The 22,183-nt window shown below is 66.4% G+C and carries 24 protein-coding genes; 22 read left to right on the forward strand and 2 right to left on the reverse strand.

The genetic code is table 11. The features are described 5' to 3' along the window. Positions 1-46 precede the first annotated feature (46 nt). The 16 genes from RCP80_RS14410 to RCP80_RS14485 all read left to right on the forward strand — a co-directional run bounded on the left by RCP80_RS14410 (position 47) and on the right by RCP80_RS14485 (position 16,132). Positions 47-1,390 (forward strand): NAD-dependent succinate-semialdehyde dehydrogenase, encoded by a 1,344-nt coding sequence (locus RCP80_RS14410; protein ID WP_308478324.1) that lies wholly within the window; start codon positions 47-49, stop codon positions 1,388-1,390. Positions 1,391-1,526: 136 nt separating this feature from the next. Further along, positions 1,527-2,441 carry an MBL fold metallo-hydrolase gene (locus tag RCP80_RS14415; protein WP_308478325.1) on the forward strand — a complete coding sequence of 305 codons (915 nt, stop codon included), beginning with the start codon at positions 1,527-1,529 and terminating at the stop codon, positions 2,439-2,441. Between the two features lie 198 nt (positions 2,442-2,639). Continuing rightward, the gene (locus tag RCP80_RS14420) at positions 2,640-3,305 is read left to right on the forward strand and encodes a nitroreductase (RefSeq protein WP_308478326.1); all 666 of its coding nucleotides are present in this window, start codon (positions 2,640-2,642) and stop codon (positions 3,303-3,305) included. Between the two features lie 328 nt (positions 3,306-3,633). Next, entirely contained in the window at positions 3,634-3,816 is a 183-nt protein-coding gene (locus RCP80_RS14425; RefSeq protein WP_308478327.1) for a hypothetical protein, read from the forward strand. After that, on the forward strand, positions 3,813-6,119 hold the full coding sequence (locus RCP80_RS14430) for a hypothetical protein (protein ID WP_308478328.1): 2,307 nt from the start codon (positions 3,813-3,815) through the stop codon (positions 6,117-6,119). Before RCP80_RS14425 ends, RCP80_RS14430 begins: the two co-directional genes overlap by 4 nt. Next, positions 6,116-6,373 (forward strand): hypothetical protein, encoded by a 258-nt coding sequence (locus RCP80_RS14435; protein WP_308478329.1) that lies wholly within the window; start codon positions 6,116-6,118, stop codon positions 6,371-6,373. The genes RCP80_RS14430 and RCP80_RS14435 overlap by 4 nt, the downstream gene beginning before the upstream one ends. 396 nt (positions 6,374-6,769) lie before the next feature. Further along, positions 6,770-6,991, forward strand: coding sequence for a helix-turn-helix domain-containing protein (locus RCP80_RS14440; protein ID WP_308478330.1), 222 nt, complete (start codon positions 6,770-6,772; stop codon positions 6,989-6,991). A gap of 319 nt (positions 6,992-7,310) precedes the next feature. Then, entirely contained in the window at positions 7,311-10,133 is a 2,823-nt protein-coding gene (locus RCP80_RS14445) for a bifunctional DNA primase/polymerase (protein ID WP_308482850.1), read from the forward strand. A 697-nt stretch (positions 10,134-10,830) separates the two neighbouring features. Beyond that, complete coding sequence (locus tag RCP80_RS14450; RefSeq protein WP_308478331.1) at positions 10,831-11,196, forward strand: hypothetical protein; 366 nt, start codon at positions 10,831-10,833, stop codon at positions 11,194-11,196. Continuing rightward, on the forward strand, positions 11,193-11,378 hold the full coding sequence (locus tag RCP80_RS14455; RefSeq protein ID WP_308478332.1) for a hypothetical protein: 186 nt from the start codon (positions 11,193-11,195) through the stop codon (positions 11,376-11,378). Before RCP80_RS14450 ends, RCP80_RS14455 begins: the two co-directional genes overlap by 4 nt. A 70-nt stretch (positions 11,379-11,448) precedes the next feature. Then, positions 11,449-11,829: a hypothetical protein gene (locus RCP80_RS14460; protein ID WP_308478333.1), complete on the forward strand. Its 381-nt coding sequence runs from the start codon at positions 11,449-11,451 to the stop codon at positions 11,827-11,829. Next, positions 11,826-12,662: a chymotrypsin family serine protease gene (locus RCP80_RS14465; RefSeq protein WP_308478334.1), complete on the forward strand. Its 837-nt coding sequence runs from the start codon at positions 11,826-11,828 to the stop codon at positions 12,660-12,662. Before RCP80_RS14460 ends, RCP80_RS14465 begins: the two co-directional genes overlap by 4 nt. A 47-nt stretch (positions 12,663-12,709) precedes the next feature. After that, positions 12,710-13,999 (forward strand): hypothetical protein, encoded by a 1,290-nt coding sequence (locus tag RCP80_RS14470; protein ID WP_308478335.1) that lies wholly within the window; start codon positions 12,710-12,712, stop codon positions 13,997-13,999. A 111-nt stretch (positions 14,000-14,110) separates the two neighbouring features. Next, the gene (locus RCP80_RS14475) at positions 14,111-14,443 is read left to right on the forward strand and encodes a hypothetical protein (RefSeq protein ID WP_308478336.1); all 333 of its coding nucleotides are present in this window, start codon (positions 14,111-14,113) and stop codon (positions 14,441-14,443) included. Continuing rightward, on the forward strand, positions 14,440-15,786 hold the full coding sequence (locus RCP80_RS14480) for an AAA family ATPase (RefSeq protein ID WP_308478337.1): 1,347 nt from the start codon (positions 14,440-14,442) through the stop codon (positions 15,784-15,786). Before RCP80_RS14475 ends, RCP80_RS14480 begins: the two co-directional genes overlap by 4 nt. A 58-nt stretch (positions 15,787-15,844) precedes the next feature. After that, a complete protein-coding gene (locus tag RCP80_RS14485; protein ID WP_308482851.1) occupies positions 15,845-16,132 on the forward strand; it encodes a DUF4926 domain-containing protein in 288 nt (95 codons plus the stop codon). On the opposite strand, the gene RCP80_RS14490 is transcribed toward RCP80_RS14485, so the two are convergent. Both RCP80_RS14490 and RCP80_RS14495 read right to left on the reverse strand, forming a co-directional pair. Next, positions 16,081-17,127 carry a hypothetical protein gene (locus tag RCP80_RS14490; RefSeq protein ID WP_308478338.1) on the reverse strand — a complete coding sequence of 349 codons (1,047 nt, stop codon included), beginning with the start codon at positions 17,125-17,127 and terminating at the stop codon, positions 16,081-16,083. The genes RCP80_RS14485 and RCP80_RS14490 overlap by 52 nt on opposite strands. A 5-nt stretch (positions 17,128-17,132) precedes the next feature. Beyond that, the gene (locus tag RCP80_RS14495; RefSeq protein ID WP_308478339.1) at positions 17,133-18,275 is read right to left on the reverse strand and encodes a hypothetical protein; all 1,143 of its coding nucleotides are present in this window, start codon (positions 18,273-18,275) and stop codon (positions 17,133-17,135) included. 98 nt (positions 18,276-18,373) lie between these two features. On the opposite strand from RCP80_RS14495, the gene RCP80_RS14500 reads away from it, so the two are divergent. The 6 genes from RCP80_RS14500 to RCP80_RS14525 all read left to right on the forward strand — a co-directional run bounded on the left by RCP80_RS14500 (position 18,374) and on the right by RCP80_RS14525 (position 22,181). Continuing rightward, positions 18,374-18,958, forward strand: coding sequence for a hypothetical protein (locus RCP80_RS14500; protein ID WP_308478340.1), 585 nt, complete (start codon positions 18,374-18,376; stop codon positions 18,956-18,958). 106 nt (positions 18,959-19,064) lie between these two features. Then, positions 19,065-19,313 carry a hypothetical protein gene (locus RCP80_RS14505; protein WP_308478341.1) on the forward strand — a complete coding sequence of 83 codons (249 nt, stop codon included), beginning with the start codon at positions 19,065-19,067 and terminating at the stop codon, positions 19,311-19,313. A 294-nt stretch (positions 19,314-19,607) separates the two neighbouring features. Beyond that, positions 19,608-20,516 carry a GIY-YIG nuclease family protein gene (locus RCP80_RS14510; RefSeq protein WP_308478342.1) on the forward strand — a complete coding sequence of 303 codons (909 nt, stop codon included), beginning with the start codon at positions 19,608-19,610 and terminating at the stop codon, positions 20,514-20,516. A gap of 190 nt (positions 20,517-20,706) precedes the next feature. After that, on the forward strand, positions 20,707-20,940 hold the full coding sequence (locus RCP80_RS14515) for a hypothetical protein (RefSeq protein WP_308478343.1): 234 nt from the start codon (positions 20,707-20,709) through the stop codon (positions 20,938-20,940). Position 20,941: 1 nt separating this feature from the next. Further along, positions 20,942-21,379 (forward strand): Aca2/YdiL-like domain-containing protein, encoded by a 438-nt coding sequence (locus RCP80_RS14520; RefSeq protein ID WP_308478344.1) that lies wholly within the window; start codon positions 20,942-20,944, stop codon positions 21,377-21,379. 199 nt (positions 21,380-21,578) lie between these two features. Continuing rightward, positions 21,579-22,181, forward strand: a complete 603-nt coding sequence (locus tag RCP80_RS14525) for an HNH endonuclease (protein WP_308478345.1) — start codon at positions 21,579-21,581, stop codon at positions 22,179-22,181. Positions 22,182-22,183: the final 2 nt, after the last annotated feature.

A 22,183-nucleotide genomic window follows, 5' to 3' on the forward strand; every position in this document is an offset into this window, starting at 1 on the left:
CTGGCCGCAACGGAATGTCCGTGCGCACCGCGAAGGAGAACCCGTCATGACCAAGTACGCCGTCGTCGATCCCGCGACCGGGGAAACGATCAAGGAATACCCGACCGCGACCGACAAACAGATCGAGCAGGCACTGGCCGCCGCCGCCTCGGCGTTCGGCCAGTGGTCGAAGTCGTCGACGGTTGCCGAGCGGGCCGCACTCATCCGCAAGGTCGGTCAGTTGCACGCCGAACGCGCCGACGAACTGGCCAAGATCATCGGCCGGGAGATGGGGAAGCCCTATGACCAGGCCAAGGGCGAAGCCGAGTTCTCCGCCGCCATCTACGAGTACTACGCGGACAACGCCGAGAAGTTTCTTGCCGACGAACCCATCACGCTGCTCGAGGGCGACGGCTCGGCACTGATCCGGCGTTCGGCCGTCGGCGTGCTGCTGGGCATCATGCCGTGGAACTACCCGTACTACCAGGTGGCCCGGTTCGCCGGACCGAACCTCACGCTGGGCAACACCATCGTGCTCAAACACGCGCCGCAGTGCCCCGAGTCCGCCGCGGCGCTGCAACAGATCTTCGACGACGCCGGCTACCCCAAGGGCGCCTACGTCAACGTATACGCCACCAACGAACAGATCGCCGAGGCTATCGCCGACCCACGGGTGCAAGGGGTTTCGCTGACCGGCTCCGAGCGCGCCGGCGCGGCGGTGGCGGAAGTGGCCGGGCGCAACCTCAAGAAGGTGGTGCTCGAACTCGGCGGGTCCGACCCGTTCATCGTGCTCGGCTCCGACGACCTCGACGCCACCGTGGACGCCGCGGTCGAAGGACGGTTCGAGAACACCGGACAGGCGTGTAACGCGGCCAAGCGGATCATCGTCGCGGCCGACGTGTATGACGAGTTCCTCGACAAGTTCACCAAGAAGGTCCTTGCCAAGGCCGACGGACTGGCCCCGCTGTCGTCGGCGGCCGCCGCGGACCGGCTCGCCGAACAGGTCAGCCACGCCGTGGACAACGGCGCCAATCTGGTCTCCAGCGGGGAACGCAAGGGTGCCTTCTTCCCGCCCGGCGTGCTGACCGGCGTCACCAAGGACTCGCCGGCCTACCACGAGGAACTGTTCGGTCCGGTGGCCACGGTCTTCAAGGTGGACTCCGAGGACGAGGCCGTCGAACTCGCCAACGACACGCCTTTCGGGCTCGGGTCCTACGTGTATGCCACCGACAAGGAACAGGCCAAGCGGGTGGCCGACAAGATCGAGGCCGGCATGGTGTTCGTCAACTGCGTGGGCGCCGAGGGGGTCGAGTTGCCGTTCGGCGGGGTCAAGCGCTCCGGCTTCGGCCGGGAACTGGGCCGGTTCGGCATCGACGAATTCGTCAACAAGAAGCTGATCCGCATCGGGTAACGCGGTCTCGGTGAACCGCCGCCGGTCCCGGCTGACACCGAACTTCGACGACGGGGATGAACTCCAGAGCGCCGCCGCGTTCGACCGAGCAGAAGGGTTCATTTTAACGTCGGCGACGGCGGTCAGGAGAATAGACATGAGCGTGGACAATCTTGCTGCGGTAGGTAGCCAGCGACTCGACGAGCTGGTGCCGTCGCGCTACGCGGTGCAGGTCGGCGACATCGAAGTGCTGGTGATCAGCGACGGCGTGTTACCGATCACCGCCAGGACGATGGCAACCAACGCCGACCCCACCGAGTTCGGGCACTGGCTCGATGACAGGTTTTTGCCGCAGGACGTGCTCGACTGGCCGTTGAACGTGGTGGTGGTGCGCAGTGGCGACCGAACCATTCTCGTCGACGCCGGACTCGGGGTGGAGTTCCCGGACTTCCCGCGCGCCGGCCAGACGGTCCACCGACTCGAGGCCGCCGGTATCGATCCCTCGGCCGTGACCGACGTGGTGCTCACCCACCTGCACATGGACCATGTCGGCGGGTTGCTCACCGCCGGGTTGAAGGAACGGCTGCGCCCCGATCTGCGGGTGCACGTCGCCAGCGCCGAGGCCGAATTCTGGGAGGCACCCGACTTCTCCCACACCGAGATGCCTGCGCCGGTGCCGGACGCGCTGCGGTCGATCGCGTCCCGCTTCCTCGACGAATACCGCGGCCACCTGCGCACCTTCGAGACGGAGTACGAGGTGGCGCCCGGGGTACTCGTCGCCCGCACCGGAGGTCACACCCCCGGGCACAGCATCGTGCGCCTGGCCTCGGGCGGCGAGGGACTGACCTTCGCCGGCGACGCCGTGTTCGCACCCGGGTTCGACAACCCGCAGTGGCACAACGGTTTCGAACACGACCCCGAGGAATCGACCCGGGTCCGGGTCCAGCTCCTGCGGGAGCTGGCGGCGACCGGGGAGGCCCTGGTGGCCACCCACCTGCCGTTCCCGTCGGTCTGCCATGTGGCGACCGCGGGGGACGTCTTCCGCTGCGTTCCCGCCGGCTGGGACTACTGACCGCGTCCGGCGTTGCGGGTGCCCTCGGTGCACATCGAGCCCATCGCATCCGCGACTGGATCCTCGAAACAGCGTTGCGAGGGACGGCGCGCGAATAGTGCACTCCCCCATACGGACTACGGACTCTCAAGGGTTCGTTCCGGCTGGGCAGCTGCGAGTGGAATGGACGGCACAAACAGTCACGCGGAAGGCGCAATAGTGAACGTGTACGAAGCGGTGCAGAGCCGGCGGGCGGTGCGAGGGTTCAGCGACGAGCCGGTCCCGGGCGACGTGCTGCAGCGGGTGTTGTCCGCCGCAGCCTGGGCACCATCAGGATCGAATCTGCAACCGTGGCGGATCTACGTGGTCACCGGCGCACCGCTGGCCCGCCTCAAGAAGGTTGCCGTGGAGCGGGTGTCCGCCGGAGACCCCTGGGACGAGCGAGAATTCGAGATGTACCCAGCCGCCCTGAAGGCCCCGTACGGTGCGCGGCGTTCCACATTCGGTAGGGAGCGGTACAGCTCGCTCGGTATCACCCGCGATGACTGGGAGGCACGTCAGCGAGCCGCGATCGGCAACTGGGATTGTTTCGGGGCACCGGCCGCATTGTTCTGTTACATCGACCGTGATCTGGGCCGACCGCAATGGGCGGACCTCGGCATGTACCTGCAGACCGTCATGTTGCTGCTGCGTGCCGAAGGGTTGCACAGCTGCCCCCAGATGGCCTGGTCCCAGGTTCGTGAAACTGTCGCGGAGGCAGTCTTGCCGCCCGAGGACCTCATCTTGTTCTGCGGCATGTCGATTGGCTACGAGGACCCCGACGTGACCTTCATTCGCACCGGCCGCGCACCGCTGGCAGAAACGGTCACGTTCATCGGGGATTGAGGCGGAGCCAAGAATCACGCTGGCCGCGTCCATCAGGGAGTCGATGGGCAGAGGAACGCTGAGCATTTTGGCCAAGCACCTGGGCTGACCTGGTGGTCCCGGCTGGTTTCGAACCAGCGACCTTCCGCGTGTGAGAACGGCGGTGATCTATTCGCCCTGTTCGCTGCTCGCCGCCCGTTTCGCTGACCAGGTGTTTCCCACCGCGCACCGCGCGGGTCGCCGCGGTGAATGGGTCATCGGTGGGTCATCGGGGCCGTGTTTGAACAGGTGCGCGGGCCGACCCGCGCCGCGGCCGTCGCGGTGCCACGCGGCGTGCTCCCATGCGCGCATGACCAAAACCAGAGGCGTCCCAGGGCGCAGTTTCGAATACAAGATCGGCAGCCCCACTGCGAGGGCAGAGGTCGGTCGCCGTGTCGCGGCGGGTGAGCGGGTCGAGGCCGTCGCAGCCGCGTACGGCATCTCGGCCACTACCGCACGCCGCTACGCCGCGAAGGTCGAGGCCAGCCGATGAGCGACGGCGCGAACGATCCCACCGCCACCGAGGCGGAGTCCCGCAAGGCGGCGGACGGGGCAGATGCGAAATCCGGTGCGGCCGACAAGTCCGGTGCCAGCCCGAAAGCTGGTGACAGCAACGGAGCGACGGGCGGCGACGGCAACGGCTCCAAGGGCGGCGACGGCAACGGGTCCAAGCCTGGTGACGGCGCGAAGGGTGACCGCGGGGCGGCGAAAGCTGCCGAGGCGGGCAAGGCCAAGCCCCTGCCACCGGGCTTGGCCAGCGCGGCCGCCAAGGCCGGGCTGCGGCATCAGGACGGCGAACCCATCAAAAACGTTCGCGGCCTTGCCAAAGCGCAGTGGGACGCGGGCCGATACTGGGCCAACGCCAGTGCCGAGGCCGCCGGGAAGGCACTGCCGGGGAGCGGACCGGCCGCTGGCGCAGCTCGCGGCCTGACCAAGGGTGCTATCAAGGCCGTCCCAGTCCTGGGTGCCCTCGCTTCCGGCGCTCAGGCTTTTCACGACTTCAAGGACGGCGATTACATCGGCGCGGCGCTCCACGCCATCGGCATCATCCCGGGGCCGATCGGCTGGGTCGCGATCGGCGCCAGCTTGCTGCGGGACGTGGTCGGCGATGGAGGGATCGGCGAGTGGGATGCGCCCAACGGCACCACCACGCAGATGCTCCCCGGGACCGCCAATGAGATCAGCGGTGTCACCGACCTCGACAAGGGGCTAACGGCCGCCCAGCGCGGCGTGTTCTCGTTCCAGGACGGCCCCAACGGCAACGTATGGAACTCCAACCCTCCCGAAACCCTGCGGATCGACACCCCAAAAGTCCGGAAAGAGGTAGCCAACTGGCTCAACGGGATCTCTGACCACTTCGCGAAGATCGAGGCGACGATGGCCTCCAGCAGCGAGCCGTACATCATGGAGTACCGCGCAAAACTTGCGCCGCACTTCCAGGCGATGGCCGCGTTGCCGGAACTGGCGCCGAAGATCGTCGCCCAACTGAGCGCATCTTCTGACGCGGCGGGCGATGCCTACAAGGCTGTGTTGGCCGCGAACCAGGCGGCGCGACTGCAGCTCGCCGAGCACGGTTCTTTGACCGACGGCGGACCGGCGACCACGCTGCGCACCGAACTGGGTAACGCCTCGGCTCGTATCGCCGCTGCCGACGAGCACCTGTCGAAGCTGACCCCGGACCTGGTGCCGGTGCTGGCACCGGTCTACGGCGAGGCTCCGAAGCAGCGGCGGATGGAGGAGGCGGGGCCTGTGATTCCCACAACGCCGGTCGCTCCGGCACCCGCCGCACCAGTCGCTTCGGTCGGTCCGGTCGCTCCGGTCGCTCCGTCGAAGCCCACCGAGACTAAGGACGACCTCGGAAAGCTGCTGTCCGCACTGAGGAGCAGCCAACCGGCGATGGGCAACCCGATGGGCGGGATGGGCTCACCGATGGGCGGTGGCGCACCGGGCGGAACTCCGCTAGCCGGACCGTCGACCACGCCGAAGTCGGAGGGCCGCAAGCTGGACGACGGGCTGGACCGCAAGCGCGAGCGGCACGAGGAGGAAACGCCGAAGCTCGCCGCTGCCAAGCCGGATAACAAGTCCGCCGAGAAGCCGGTGAACCCCGCGGCCGCTCCTACTGCTCCTGCTGCTGCGCCCGTTCCCGCCACAGTGGCGGGACCGGACAAGCCCGCGGCGGCGAAGCCTGCCGCCAAGCCGGACACCGAAGTCGACGTGAAGGGCGAGAAGGTGCGGTTCCCCGACGCCAAGACTGCCAAGCTCGCTCAGCTGCTCGGCGCGGCGAACCCGAACAACCCTGTGGCGCTGTCGGATGCGGCGGCGCAAGCCGGGTTGACCCCACCGGTCCCCGGTCAGGACCCGGGCAGCCAGATCGCTCCGGTCGATGCCAAGCCCGGCGACGTCCTCGTCGCCGGTGAGAAGAGCTTCATGGTCCTGGGAGACGGCAAGTTCTACGACCTGTCCGCATATCAAGTGGTGGATGCGGACATGCTGCCGAAGGACCTCGGTGACAGGGCCGGGTACTTCCGCCTCGGTGACCCCGGCGATGGCGGCCCCGGTGGACCGGTGAGTGGCCCGACGCGGGGGGCGGTGCCGTTCGATGTGCCTGGCGGTGAGACGGTGGCGGTGATGGTGGATCCGGCTGCAACACAGTCAGTTCCGGCCACCGGGACGCCCGGCGTGCCGAAACAGGCTGAAAGCGGCGGGCCGGCCAACGAAGCCGCCACCGACACCGGGATCGGTGAACAGCCGCCCTCCGCATCGACGCCGGGACTTGATCCGGGAGCGGTGAAGTGAGCGGCGACGTGCTCGGCGACATCGAGGCGGCGTGGAGCAAAGGAGCGTTCACCGCGGCTGAGGCCGTAGGCATCTTCATCGACGACCCCGACGATCCGCATGTGGCCGTTGTCGTGCAGGACGGGCGCATTGTCTACATCGGGATCAGTGACCCCATGCTGCGCGGCCCCCTCGACGAGCTGCAGGACGTGCTCAACGCGGGCATCTTCTCCGCGTTCAGCATGTGGCAGGCACAGCTGAGGGGCGTCTGCTAACGCACAAGTGCCGCCGAACCACACTGTGCCTCCGCTGATCTGGTGGGGGCACAGTGCATTTCAGGTGCTGACCTGCCGATTCGACGTGCCCGGAACGGTTTTGAAATCCCAGTTTTAGAGAATTGGGACCGGTTCCGATTCTCTAAAACAAGGAATACCGTTGCAGGAAACGACGATTCGCGTCAGGCGTGTCGTGTCGTCTCAATGGCTCGACACGGCGCGGCATGGCATACTGATCGCGTACCGGCTCGGCGTGGCCGGGGACGAACCCTCAGTGGGCGTCCGAAATGGCAACTGGCTCTCATACCGGAACCCGATCCCGCCCTCGCCGGGGCGTTGTGCGGTCGGGTGGCCCGGGTGTCCACATCCACACAAAACGTGTATGGGAGAGCCCAAATGACCACTGCCACCACCACCTTCACACCCCCCACGGTCGACGGTGTACCCGCGTCGGTCGTGACCGTCCCCGTCGCCGCTGCGCTGCTCAATGCTGGCCAGCGGTCGGTATGGCGCTGGATCGCCGACGGGCAATTGCCCGCATTGAGGCTGCCTTCCGGATCGGTGCGGATTCGCGTTTCGGACCTCGAAGGGCTTGTTGCGCCGCTCGCTCGTGACTGACCCCTGAAATGCAAAATGGCCAGCCCCCAGGCTGGCCATCCGCATCCCAATCCGTAGCCCCACCAAGGCACTGAAAGAGAAAGAAACTGCTGATGCTCATCATAACTGAAACTCCCGACCGCGCACGTGCGCGGCGGCGACACGCCGCCGCCGCCCGGTCCCGCGCTCGTCGCCACGGCCGGACATGGACCACAGTGCCCGCCGACACCCCTGATCTCGCAGCGGTGGTCGGGCATCTGGCGGTGACCCGATGACCGCCGCGAGCACCCCGGCCGCAGCTGATCCGCTGGAGCGCATGGTGAGTCTCCGCGCGCATCTGATGCCGCTCTCGCCCGGGTTGAAAACTCCGACAGCCAAACAGTGGCAGTTGGCCGCGGCGCTGACCCTCGCCGATGCCCAGGCCCGCCTAAACAAGGGCGGCAACATCGGCGTAAACCTCGCCTCGTCACGCATGATCTGCCTGGACGCCGAAAACGCCACCGCCACCGCCGCTGTGACCGCAGCGGGGTTCACGCCCACCGTCATCCCGGCTAAAGCGCAGGACTCTGCCAGCGCCAAGCACGGCGGTTCCCACACCTGGCTGCGCGTCCCCGACGGAATCGACGCGGTCACGCTGCCATCCGATGCGATGGGAATCACCCTGCCTTGCGGGGGGATCATCGACGTGTTGGCGGGGCGCCGCTACGCCGTTGCACCGCCGTCACGCCTGCATGAGGCTCCCGGATACTTCTACGCGCCCGCCGTGGGTGGGCCGCTGGACCTCGCCAGCGACGGCGCGGACATTGCCACGGCGCCGATGTGGTTGTTCGACCGCGCCGTCCCGTGCCCTCCGGGCCTCGAGCCGCTGCACGGCTGCCTGGCGCCCAAGACGGCCTATGAACGCATCGAGGCCGATGCGCGCTCTCAGGACCTGTCTGACCGCATCGATGCGGTGCCGTGGGCCGACTGGCTCGACGGCGACCCCCGCCTGGTGCCGACCGGACAAGTGGATGGCTGCGGCTGCGAAATCTGGCACTTCGCCGGCGCGGACAACATCAAGTCGGCGACCCTGCACGAGAACTGCGAGCAGGGCTCCGGAGCGCACATCTGGTCGGGCACCATGATCGGGCAGTTGGAGCTGGACGGCGATCACCTGAGCCGCCTGGACCTTTCAGTGGCGCTGCGTGGAGTCTCACGCCGCGAGGCCGCTGCGTCGGTGGGAATCGAGCTGGGCGGCGGCGTCGAGCCGCTGACCCCGGTGCGCCCGGAACACTACGAGCAGTCGGCTCGCGAAGCCGAAGCCGTCGGCGATACGGAGCGCGCCGCGCTGTTCCGGCGCGCGGCAATGGCGCTGCGCAGCATGATGCCTGACACCGGCACCGCCGCCGGGGGTGAAATCCACGGCGCCTCGCCGATCGCAGGCGGGGTCCCGGCGACACCGCGGCTGACGGTGCTGCAGGGCGGAGACGCCGCGGGTGGGGAGGACCCGGAGCCAGTGCCAGAGCCGGAACCCGCGGCGAAGCCGAAGCGAGAGATCAAGCGGTTTCAGGGATTGGTGTTCGGGGAGATCCCGCAGCCGGGCGAGGGCGAGATCCACGAATATCCCCTGCCGCCCGTACCTGACCATGTTCCGCCGGTGCGCGGAGCACGGACTGAGTTCGCCAACGTGTTCCCCCCTTTGGCAAACCGGAAGTCGCACGAGACCGTGAAACACGAGTGGGTCTTCTCGGCGACACCGGGATTGAGCCAAGTCGCCGCAGCTGCCGATTCACGTGGAGTCAGCCGGTTCGGAATGCTGGCAGCGCTGCTGCCCCGAGTAGCCGCGCACATCCCACCGACGGTGCGGCTGGCGCCAGCCGGAGCCGCCGCCGCGGAGCTGCCCGCCGGCCCCACCGGCCTGGGGACTTCGATCAACCTCTACTCGGTGCTTGTCGGTCCTCCGGCATCGGGCAAGTCGGTGACGCTGGCCGCCGCTGACGCACTGGTCCCCGATGTGCAGATGGTTCCGGTGGGCACCGGCGAGGGAATCTTGAAGCTGTTCCCGCGCGCTGCGGACGACGAGGACAGCGACGAGTACGTGCCCGACGGTGAGACCCGTATCGCCAACGTCGGCGAGTCGCGATCCTGCGACTCGGTGCTGCTCAGCAGCGACGAGATCGACGTGTTCGTCGCGGAGATGGGCCGCCAGGGAACTAAGGCCTCTGGCCTGTATCGCCAGATGTGGATGGGCGGCGACGTCGGCAACATCACCAGCGATCGTGAACGCCACTCCATGGTCGCCGCACACACCTACCGCTTCGGCATACGGCTGGGCGCCCAGCCCGAGGCGGTGACCCCGATGTTCGACGAGACGGGCCGCGGGACCCCGCAGCGGTTCCTGTGGATCGGCGCTCAGCGCATGCCGCGTCGCGGGGCGTTCTACCCGCCGCGGCTGCAGGTCGAGCCGGTGTACTGGTTCGACGGATCCCCGTCGATGCTCCCGCAGACGGCTGGTACGCGGCCGGTGTGGGTGGTCGCGCCGCCCGCAGCGGTGGACGAACTGCTCGATGAGGAATGGCGCTCGGCTACCGCGAACGTAGCTGCGGCCGATGGCGGTTACGGCGGTCTGGCCGATGCAGATCGAGCCGCGGCGATCTCCGAACGCCACGCGCTACTGCAGCAGCTCAAGATTTGCGCGGTGCTGGCGGTGCTCGACGGGTTGCCTCAGCCCCAGGACACGCACTGGTTTGCCGCCGCGGCGATCATGGAAGTGCGCTGCAGGATGATCTTCGATCTCGTCGAAGTGGCGCAAGCCGCTGCTGAAGAGGAGCGACGGAAGTCCGGCAACCTGCGCGGGATCGAGTTGGCCGAAACCGACGCCAAAAAGCGATCGGTGAGCAGCGAGATGGCGGCTAAGGCCGCCGACAAGCAGCTCCAAATGCTTCAGATGCGGTTCGGCGGGAAGGCGACGCGCGGCAAGCTGGGCGCTAGCAACCTGACGAGGAGCCTGCGGAATTTCCGCGACGCGGGGATCCGCGATCTCGTGCTGCGGGGTCGGGTCGACGTGATCGGCACAGGCGACAGCATGGAAGATGTGGTGATCCTCCGGTCGCTTAATCAGCATGAGCAGCAGGCCGCAGCACCGCCACCGCCACCGGCGCCCACCATCGGCAGCATCGCCTGACCACCACTACCAACCAGACCCCGGTAGCCGCGGCTGCCGGGGTCTGGCGCTTCTCAGCGGGTGATACCCCATCTAGCAAACTTCTGACCGTCGCTGGGATCGCATAGCGGATGCCGTCGAGGCCGCATAATCGAACCGTCTCTTTCAGTTTCACGCTCGCCGATGACGATTACGGCCAAAAATCGTCATTGATGACGATCCCTAAATTAGTCCTGACCTGCCTCGATGACGCGATGACGCGATGACGCGAATTCCAGGGCGCCCCCTCCGGGAGCAGCCTTCCTCTCAGCGTGGCTCTCAGGTTCAGCAAAGGCAATGACCTATATATGGCTGATTCTAGTTAGCGTATCTATACAAATAGCTGGAGCCTGTTGCTCTGGCCGAGAGAGAAGCGGTCCGGGAGGGGTACCCCGAAACATGCGTCATCGCGTCATCCCGTCATCGCAGCTGGTCAAGGTGCATTTCACAACCGTCATCGATGACGATTTCGGGCTAGAATCGTCATCGAGGTCGCTGAAATGTCCGGTTAGAGCGGGTGAACCAGGTATCGAGAACATTTCACCAGCCGGGATGAGAGTTTGCCGGACGGACGCCGCAAGCGCCCCGAGCCGGGGGCGGTGGGGTCCCGAATCTGCCACCACCCTCACACCCGCGCCGCGCACCGCCCCGGACGCCAATCACGAGGAGAGTGCGGGGCATGACCGAGACATCTGAAACCGACACCTCCAAGCACAGGTCGGCGGACCCCGACGCGGTCCGCGCCCTACTGGCTGCCGATCCGCGTTTCACAGCCGTGGAGGGAGTGAAAGGACGAGCCAACGAGTTCTATGCCGCCGCAGAGCCATTCGTCGGCGAGTCCCACCTCCAACCCCACGCTCGCGCGTCCGTGGATGACGAGCGTGAACAGGTTTTTCTCACCGTGACCGCCGCGGAGACAGTGACTTTCATCCAGCTGCGCTTCAGCGCCTTCGATACCGCTGGTCAGCTCACCGCCGCGCTGTTCCCCGTCGCGGTGGCGCTGGCCGCCGCGCTGGCCGAACCGACCCAGGAGGCGTCGAAGTGACTGCAGTCGATGTGATGGTCGTCCGCGGGCTGCCCCTGGTGCGACTCATCGGGCCGGTCACCGAACGCAGCGGCGCCGAACTTGCCACCGCGGTGATGGACGCAATTTACTTCTACAGCACGGATGTGCCTGGGGAGTTTCCGCACCCACTGAGCGAGAGGCATCCGCAATCGACGCTTTGAGTTCCCCGTGCCGCCCACCCAGCCGCGCCGCGTGAGGTGAACGGCGACGGGGCGGAGCAGCCTCTTTCCCATGTCTGAAACACCTGAAACCGATGTCGTCGCCATTTTCGACCGCGAAAAGTTCCAAGCCGCGATCGACTGCCTCGACGCTACCGCCGCCGACATCGCCGAGGCCGGTGAGGATGCCCGCCGGATCGCCGCGTCCATCGCCGCCGCTCAGGCCAACGCCGCGGATGAACCGGGCAGTTCCGCCGCGGCGGTCGGACCGGCAATGAGCCTCTTCATGGCCGCGCTTGTCGACAGCAGTGCGGAGTTGGCGGCAGAGGTGACGCCTATCGCCGAAAAGGTAGCGGCGGTCAGCGGCGAGCTACGGGACTTCTACGACGAGCAGACCTCCATCCAGGCCAAAGGCGCGGCGGATGTGACTGAGATGGGAGAATCAGGACCATGACCCGGACCGCTGTCGCTACTGCCGCGCTGGCCGTTGCCTGCGCGGTGGCGGTCGGCTGCGGGGCGACGGTGGACGGGGTGCCGGTGGTCGGTGTGACACCGACAGCGGCGACCATGGCGGCGCCCGCAGCAGCAGCAGCAGCAGCAGCGAACCGGTGGATGGACGTGACCGGTCAAGGTGTCGAGGCACCCCGCGACAACGTCGACGGCGCGCAGTACGGTCCGGTGCCGCTGCCAGGCACCAAGGTGCTGCACTTGCTGAACAGCAGCGGAGACATGGACTTCTGCACCCTCGGCCCCGCGATTCGCAGCGTCGACGGCAACCGCGCCGGATTCTTGACCGCTGGCCATTGCGGCATAGGCGGGTACGCAGCCGAGCAATTCTTGCAAACCACTGCCGACGGCGAGACCGAGCTGCTGGGGATCGCGACCGCCGCTGAGGACGACGACCGAGGTATCGACTCTGCTGCGATCTGGGTGCCCGGCGGGGTCGACCCGCGAGCATCGTCGATCGCCGGGTTTCCAGTGCACCGAGTGATGAGCGCGCCGGAGGTGCGCAGTAGTCTGCCGGCGGGCAGCCCGGTGTGCCTGAACGGCGCGCTGGCCGGGGTGGCCTGCGGCCAGCTGCTCGACCCCGACGACGACCGCCGGATCCGGTTCAGCGCGATCACCGATGAAGGCGACTCCGGCGCACCGGTTTTCGTTGTCGACAGGGTGACCAAGCGCGCCACGGTCATTGGAATCCTCGAGGGCGGAAACGCTTTGACTACGACCGCGACCTACGCAGAGCCGGCGCTGGCACGGCTCGGTGCGGTTTTGGCCACGGCGCCCTGACCGCGTCGCGCCGGGTTCCACCTGCGGAAACCTGGGAGAATCGACCCATGAGCCTCGGCGTATACGGCGGTTTCCGCGACATCCCCGCTTTTGAGTTTCTTGACGGGCCTACCGGCGCTGGCATCCGCGGTGTCGCGCCTCGCCTTGAGGCCTCGGCAGATGACCTTCGCCGAGCGGGGACCGTCGAGCTGCCTTCGGCCGGCACGGGTGTCACCGTGAACCGCGCGATCGAAATCCTCGGCGAGGCGCGCCAGCGAGCAGACCGGACCGTGGATCGGCATCTGCGCATCGCGGCTGCGGTCGAGGCAGCCCGCGCGGCAGCTAAGGCGTTCCTGAAGACCTCCCCCACCGACGCCGAGCTAGAGTCCGCCGCCGCGGCGTACGACGAGACGAAGATAGCGCTGGCTGCTGCTGCGGACTCTGACGTAGCCACGCGCACGGCAAGCCGCGACGCAGCAGCCGCCGCGCGGAAGCGGCTTCGCGACCTGACGGCCGAGCGCGCCTCGGCAGCAGCGGCGTTCGAGGACGCGATGGAGAGGATTGCGGCGACGCTGGGCGCGGATCGAGACCGTGACGGCGGCAGCGGCGTGAAGCGTCCCATTCACGGGAAGAAGGTCATGACCCAGCCTGGCCTCGGCACACCCTCGTCCCCCAGCGCACCCGCCGCACCCCGCACCCCGACCGCTCCCCGGTCCATCGCTCCCGCTAACACCGGCCCCACCTCCGCACAAAACGCCGCGGTGGCCGACCTGCTGGCGACGACGCAGCGCCCGCAGCAGCAGCCCGTGCCGTTCCTGCAACAGCCGCAGGCTCCGGCCCCGGTCGCCGCTCCGCTGTCCGCGCCCACCGCGGCGTCGCAGCCGCGGAACGACAAAGCGAACGCGATCACCCCCGCTGACATCCCCGACGTCGCCGCAGCTCTCGCGACGGTCCCCGTCACCAGCCCGCCCACCGCACCTGCCACTGCACCGGCCGCCGCGCCCGCACCCCCGACCCCGTCCGGGCCGACCGGGACCAGCACCGCGGGCCTGACCACCGACGCGAACACGACCGGCCGCAGCGAGGGTGCCCGCACGGGCCTGTCAGCTGCCAGCACCGACCAGGCGACGGGGACCAACGCGGCGCAGCGGCCCGGTGACGCCGCGCGTCCGATGGGTGGTGCGCCGGTGATGGGGCCGATGGGCGGCATCGGCGCGGGTGCCCCCAGCAACCCGAAGAGAGACTCCGCGGAGCAGATCACCCGCCACGCCACCTCGGATGAAGCGGTGCTGCATGGTGATGAGACGGTTTCAGAGGCCGTCAAGGGCGGGACGATCGCTCAGCGGCGCGACGGGTGACCACAGCAGCGCCCGAACCTCAATCCGTCTCTCCCACAACCGATTCTCTATTTTAGAGAACCACCCCACCCGGCACGCCGCGTGTCACATCGGCGTGCCAGGCTCACTGTCATGAAGTGGATCCCCGACACGGACACTCTCGAACTCACCCAGCGCAACATCACCGCCCTCACCGACAAACTCGACGACCCACTCAGCGCCCGAACCCTGCGGTCCCCGTGCGGCCAGATCATGGCCACCGCTGTGCCGAGCGCCGGCGCGGGCGAAGCCGTCGCCGCACCCGGCACGGTGCCGCTGACGCGATCGCAGCTGGAGGAGCTGGCCGTCATGGGAGCCGAGGTGCGGGTGGCGGGGATCACGGTGGTCGCCGTGCCAGATGAGGCTCATTACGGCGACCGGCCGGCGGGCACGGTGTACATGCCGAGCAGCCGCGAATACCGTTGACCCGCCACCCGATCAACGACGCCGCCGCTTGGCTGAATGCTCAGGGAGAGCCCACGCGCCGTGCACTGATCGCCCTCGGTGAATTGCTCGCCGGCGTCACGGACCGCGACGCTGACGAGCCGGAGAACGCCACCGGCTTCACCGTTCGCTGCCTCGGCGTGAGGCACCTGGGAGAGGCGGCGACCGAGGAGCACGTGCTGGCGCCGGTAGCGCGGCTGACAGCGGCTCTTGCCCTGGCCGAACTGCTCGACGAGCACGATGGTGCGGTGGAACTCGGCCCGGGGATGTACGCCGATCCGCCAGCGTGGATGACCTCCGAGATTGGCGACACCACCTACCGGCACCCGGCAAGCTTGCGCGCCGGATTCCCCGCCGGCACGCTGATCGACGGGGTGCCGTGCGTGGTCGCGATCCGGGTCCGTGACTCGCACGTCCACACCCCGCAGCTGACCATTTTCGTCCACCACACGCGCCAGGCCGAGGCGCGTGCGGTACTGGACCGGCTGATGGCCCGAGCCGCCGAACTCAGCCCGTACCGAGGCCGCGCGGTGCGTACGAGCTACAGCGTTGGCCTCAAACTCACCGTCATCGACCTCCCAGCCGCCCTGACCCGCGACACCGTTGTCGTCGCCGAAACCGTCTGGCGCGAAATCGATCTTGGAGTCACCGCGGTCCGCGACCGGCACCAGTTGCTCAACGCGCACGGGCTGGGCGCCCGTCGCGGGGTGCTGCTGGTCGGCCCTCCCGGGACGGGGAAGTCGGCGGTCTCAGCGGTGATCGCAGCCGAGGTCGTCGGAACCTTTACCGTCATCTACGTGGAGGCGCGGGCGGGTGAGGCCCTGCTTACCTCGGTGGTCTCTGCAGCGCAGCAGCTCGGCGGACCGGTGCTCCTGGTGCTCGAAGACGTGGATCTGTGGTGCCGTGACCGCAACCGGGGCAACGGTGGGGGCGGGCTGTCAGAGTTGTTGCAGGCCATGGACATCGCCCCTGACGCACGGATCCTGACCCTCGCCTCCACCAACGACGCCGCCACCCTCGACGCCGCCGCGATCCGCACCGGCCGCTTCGATTCCATCGTCGAGGTCGGCTACCCCACCCGGGCCGACGCCGCGCGCATCCTGGCGGCGCTGCTGGCCGGCCTCCCAGGTGGGACCGCTGTAGACACCGCAGCGGTGGCATCACGGCTGCCGGAGCAGACCAGCGGCAGCGATCTGCGCGAGATCGTGCGCCGCGCAGTGCTTTCCAACGGTGACGACGGGGAACTGACAACGGCGTCGCTGCTGGCCGAGGTCGGAGACGGCCGGTACAAGGCGACGGTCCCCGGCGCGGGACAGTACCTGTAGGGCGGGGGCGAACGTGATCAAGGTGGCGGCACCGTGATTCCGAACTCCGAGTGCTGGACTGACCCCCGGTGCGGTGGGCACGGTCGTCGGCAGTTACGGAAGAGGCGGGTATGAGGTCGAGTTTGTGGCCGACGACGGCTCCGCAACTGCCGTAGTCACCCCGGCCGCGGTGTTTTGTGCGAGTGCAGAGCGCGGAACCGCGCCAGGATCTGCTGGGGCGCTAGAGCGGACATGGCGGCTCCGGGTGACTCCGCCAAGGCGAAGGGATCGAGGTTATCGGAGGGGTGGGAAAGGCTACTTCCCCCGAGCCACATCGATCATGAAATCGATGTGCGATTCGACTTGATCTGCCTCGTACTCATCGATCTCCTCCTGAGTCGCATCATCTGGGTGCAGCTGTATCTCCAGGGGCACCGCAGCCTCGACCAGATAACTTCGGCGGTCCAGCTTGAGTCGGCATACGCCACATTCGAACCGATCGGCGGAGCCGTCCCGCTCGACATATGCGGCAAAGGGCTGATTACCGTATCCACCCTCCTCCGAGTACTCGACTGTCGGTGGGCTACGGTGCACTTCGTACACGACCCACCCCATGTTGTGGCACGCGGGGCACTGGTATGGCGACACCTCCTCAGCACCTGAGTTGATGGTCGGAGGGACCTCTGCGAACTGCCTGATGACCTCAGACTTTCCAGCCTCCACCAGGCTCTCTGTCAGCTTCTGGTAGTCATCCCGTGCTCGGCGCAGCAACTGCTCGTATCGGACCCTTGCTTCGCTGATCGCCTTGTCTACGATCGCGCGGACGAACTTCTCGGCGTCCTCACCGCCCCAGTACTGAACCCGCGTCGACGGTTCGGTGCTCAGACACGTAAACAGCCGGTCGGTGAGCAGCACCATCTGCTTGAAAGCGACCTCGTTCGCCCTAGTCGACGCGACTCCGAGATGAAGAGCTGCGTTACGCACCTGGAAGACCTGCTCGAAGTCAGCCTTCTTCAGCTGCAGACCACACAGACCGTTCGCTCGGTCGAATGCCGCCAATCCAACGACCGTTGTCAGCTGCGGCAAGTGCGAAGCTGCGGTTCCCTTGCCATCCAGCGTCAGCGCCGTCTCGATCGCGAACTTGTCCGGCAGCAGATGGAAACTCTGAAGTGCAAGCGCATACTTGAGAAGTAGCTCCACAGCGGTTCCGATCGAGATCGCCAGGCGCTGCGCATCCCATCCATCCTCGCCGGGATACAGCTCGTGCACCACGCGCGCATGTCGAGAAGATCCGTTCAGCAGCACATCAGGCAGCATGCTGTATGCGACGTGATGGGTACCCGCTGGCCAGCCCGAAGTCATGGGGCTCAGAGTAGTTCGCCGAAATCGACAGGCCGACAGTCCCTCGGTGGCCGACTCGGAACCGGTGTCACGTTTAGCGATCCCGGTGCGGTCTGGCCGTGAAGGCTCGCCGCACGGGGATTACTCGGCACCGAATAATCCCTGTCGGGGGGCACCACGGATACTGCGTTGATGATTGGGTGTCCGATTTCGGGCCACGCGAACGCGATCATCTTGTAACTGCTCTTCGGAAAGCCGACCCGCGAGAAGGTAATACCGCAAGGGCGGTAGATCTGCCGCACCGGTGGCTCCTCGAGACTGATGAGAAATTCGAAGCTGGCGATCTGCACGTAACCGCCAAGGATCTCACCGCCCACGCTCGCCGGCCGCAGGCGAATACCCTTCGGTACAGAAGGACGGTCGTTGTCACGGTTGAGCAGAACATAGAGCCCCCAGGTCTTGGGCCACGGCGCTCCGCGCCAGAGAATTTCGGCCAACTGCTCTTTAGTGACGCCGAGTCGGAAGCGATACGCGGTCTGTCCGTCAACTTCGAGTGCACCAGCCTCGATGGCACCCCAGAACACCTTGAGCATCCACAGTTCGAAGTAGGGACCGCTGACCATGGTGAAGCCACGTGAAAAGCTATCGCGGTCGTCGTTACCGAAGTACTTGAAAACGTCGAGGTGATCCTCTAGGGAGCACCGGAAGAAGTCCGCGGCCATCTTGTCCAGCGGTGACAGAGCGGTGTTGTGGCGGCGACACAGCATCTTGCGCGAAAGTGACGCACGACCGATTTGCTTTCGTCTCTCGGTCTTGCCCAACCATGCCGCGCCTTCGACAACGACGACCTTGCCGTCAGCTGAGATCGCGTTGAGAACATCGTCAGTGATGAAGTGCTCGCGTGTCAGTTCCTCGTCACAGTCCTGACTCGCACGGGCGTAGCAGCCCGGATTGGCGTAGCCCGTGCGAGGACCGGCCAGTAGTGGTGGAGGCGGTTCGGCGATCCACGATCCGTCCTTTGCGCGGTGGCACCGTTCCGCTCGACGCTGCGACCCGCAGGGGCAGTCGTCTTCGGGTGGTGGTCCGTACCAGCGACTGGCTCGCACATCAGGGTCTCGAATGACCCGCTCGTCAAGCCGTCTGATTGCCTGCTCAAGGCCTTCACTCACAATCGAGATGTTAACGGTACTAACGGCTTCGGTTTCACATTTCCACTCACGACACCCACGCTTCGGGGGGAACTCCCGGCAGGTGATACTTTCCGGCGATGACACGAGTTTACCGGCAGCTCGCAGAAGCGCCCGTTCCCGTTTGGCTGAGCGAAGGCGACGGCGAGCCGGAGATTGGCGATGCCCCGATCATCGAACTGTTCAGAAGCTTGGAGCCTGTCAACGGACAGCAATGGATCGCATTCCGGGGCACGTCCATCGAGCGATTGCCGGCAGTGCTACGCAACGGAGTCGACGTCGAACCGACCGACGCCCCGATCTATTGCGCTGATCCTGACAAGGCGAGTGAGTACGCGAAACCGGGTTTCGGACAATCCGGACCGGGCCTGCTCATGGCGTTTCATGGTGGCCATCTCGACCAGAGTTTCCGCATACTGCCCGCCGATGCGTCGTCGGCCGAGATCACCGAAGTCGAGCGCTTCTACCCTCACCTGCACCGCTATCCAGACGGCCGGATGTGGTTCACCCGGTTTTCCGACAGCGCTAGCGCCTACGAGATCGAATACGGTTACTGGATACCGGGGAGCGCCCGGGACGCCCTGCTCGCGATCTTCCTGCTGGGGCAGGAAGATGAGCTCATCGAAGCGATCGCCACCGTCACCAGCGCGGCTGCATCCTCGTAGGCGGCGCGGTCTGCCCGTCTCCCGCAAACACCACCTGTGGGAAACGCGGACGCTGAACCCGTCTCCGCAGTTTGCATTGCCCGGGTGGGCGCAACTGTTTGCGCAATTGATCGTCGATTTGCAGGCCATCGATCCCGACCTTGTCGTGTTAGAGGTGACGACGAGTCTCGGCGATCTGAGCGTGACTGTGGACACTTCTCGAGAAGAACTGCGCCCCATGGTGTACCGGCGTATCGACGATGCCACGGATGATGCACTGCGGACGTGCGTCGTGTGCGGTGCGCTGGCCCACGCACCCGCTGAGCCGGTGCCCACGCGCTGCGAGGACCACACCGCGCCCGGCACGCCCAGGTGAATTTCTAGGCATTTCTACGGTTTGCCGTAGAGGGCCGTAGAAATTTCTAGAAACGGGATCGCTGGAGTCCGCCGGGGCAGTGCCGTTGCCCGCAGCGGTGTGAATACAGTCCTGCCGATGTGGCACAGATGGCCGTGCATCGCGGAACCCCGCTTCGGCAACTGGACCATCCTTCGGATGTCGACCGACGCGCGATGCGACTTCTTCGCCTCGAGGGACCCCGCGGGTGTCCCCCACCATTGAACCTCCCGAACCCGCGACCGTGACCAGAGTCCGGGCCATAGGGTGGGCCACGTGACCGATCCGCACCCCGACCCATCGGAGGCCGCCGATGCGTTCCTCACGCTTGGGCACGTGCTGACCGGTATCGGCGAACAGTACGACCCGCCGATCGGGCTGGAGGACATCCGCGTCATCCGGCACAGCTTCAACACCGGCGACGAGGGCGGGCTGCAGGGGCCGGGAGATCTGAACGAGGGCCGGGTGCGCGAATACACCCGTTCCCAAGCGTTTCCGGCCCGGCGATTTCCCGCCGAGCCCGAACCGTACTGGGTGCTGCTCGTCGCCGATGGCCAGAAGCGCTCCCGGCTGTGGGGGACTTTGGCCAACCACGGCGAGATCAGCGCCGAACGCACCGCCACGAACCGCTACTTCGACCTGCGCCGTCACGGATTCCTAGCATCGTTAGCCGGAAAGCTGGTGGTGGAGTGGGACATTCCCCTCGTTTGGAACCGGCGGGCGGCCGACGCGGCGAGCATGCCGGTCCTCAAGATCGCCGCCCGGGATAACGTGCCGTTCCCGGGATTCGACAACATCCTGCTGCCGTTCCCCGAACTGGGCGAGATGGTCTTGGACGACCGCTACGCGGACTGGCAGGTGGCGCTGCGAGAGGTGCAGGGGATCTACCTGATCACCGACTCGTCCAACGGCAAGCAATACGTCGGGAAAGCCACCGGGACTGAACGAATCCTGGGCCGGTGGGCCGACTACGCCGGCGACGGCCACGGCGGTAACCGCGCCCTGCGCGAACTGGCCGAAGCCAGCATCGGCGCCGGCGGCGCAAAGACGGACCACGCCCAGCATTTCGTGTTCAGCATCCTGCGGGTGTTCGGACCCAGCACCTCGTCCTCCGAGGTCGACGCCGCTGAGACACACTACAAGAAGGCGCTGATGACCCAGACGTTTGGTCTCAACCGGAACTGATCGCCCCGGCTGCAGCCCGTGTCACGTCCTTGAGCTGTGACCGCTCCGCGTCCACCCCGCCTTGCATCCGAAGCTGAAACTGTTGCCTAACAGCTGATTACACGCGGTTGCGTAAAGTACGCAACAACTGTTACGGTACGAAACATGGAGCGCGAGACTCGCTCGGCTCCTCCCCCGGAGGGAATCGAAAATGACACTCGCCATCGAGACCAGCATCGACCGTCTGAGCGCAGCCATCGAGGGCAAGCAGTTCGAAATGCGCCGCAGCGACGGTGCGGAATGGATGCCAATGAGCGCCGACCAGCTCATTGGCGAACTCGCCGGCAGCGAGCACGCCGCAGCGATCATCGTCGCCCGCCTGGAGGGCGGACACCGGAGCCTGATCGAATTCACGGATGAGTTCGAGATCCGCGTCCGAGAGTAACGTGACTGATTCTCCCGCATCGTCCGCGCACCTGCGGACGCTGCGGGAGTCGTGCGGCCTGACGATGCAGACCGCTGCTGACCTTTGCGGCGTCAGCCTCAGGACGTGGCAATACTGGGAATCGCCAGCCTCTGAGCAGACGATCAAGCCGGATGTGCGGAAGCTGCTGGGCGACCTGCTAGAGCGGAAATCGGAGCTGGTCGCAGAGTTCCTCGCCTCCGTTGGCGAGGACGGCGACGGCGCGCCGGTCGTGCTTGTCCGCTACCGCTCACAGGAGGAACTGGATCGGCACCGGCCCGGATTCCCAGGCGGGTTCGGATTGCACAACGCCATCATCGCGGCGCTGTTGGAGCAACTCGGTGAGCGTGCGGTCGTTCAGTGGGCGCCGCTGCTAGGGGCCACGGCGCGACAGCAAACGGACCCCTCTGAATCTAAGTGATCGAAGCCGCGACGATCCTCCACTGGGAATGCACGGACGCGCGCTACCGCCGAGTCGCGTGTGGACACCAGGTCAGGGGCGGCCGCTCGATTAGCCTTCGCGCAACTTGGGGTTAGTTGTCCCGGAACTCATTCGAGTTCCGCCACGGATAAACGTGTATGGCCGCTGGACGGCGGCCAAGTAGCAAGGAGGTGTGCGGGTGGACCCAAATCCAAAGGCTGACGTGCTGTCCGATGTATGCGCTGCTCTTCTGGACAGGGATTCTCATTCTGCTAAGGCGACCCTTCGGTCGCGCTATCCGTTCGTGCCGGTAGAGAAGATCGCCCGCCGGTTCTCGGTAGGTAAGTCGATGGACCTGTTCATGCGCGATGGCTTCATCGACATCTACACGGGCAAGCGACTCGTTAACCCCGGTGTTCTCCGGCTCCTCCATGTTGTGCTCGGGGACGACTTCCCGGCACATGCGAACTGGAAGGCCTCAGAGACGCACATCGCTTTCTGGGAGTTGTTCCCGACGGTCGATCATCTCGTGCCCGTGAGCCGAGGTGGGTGCGACGACGAGTCGAACTGGGTCACCGCTTCGATGCTGAGCAATGGGGCCAAGGCCCACTGGACGCTGGAGGAACTCGGTTGGGAGCGGCATCCGGTTGGCGCTGTGGAGGAGTGGGACGGGTTGTCGCGGTGGCTGGTCGAGTATCTCGCGGATAACCCGCCCGTGTTGGAGGAAGCAGCTGAGCCCCACCGCGGCTACATCCGAAAATGGCTTAAAGCCACCAAGGCGGCGCTAGAAGGGGATGGCTAACC

The sequence above is a fragment of the Mycolicibacterium sp. MU0053 genome (genome assembly GCF_963378095.1).
GTDB lineage: Bacteria > Actinomycetota > Actinomycetes > Mycobacteriales > Mycobacteriaceae > Mycobacterium > Mycobacterium burgundiense.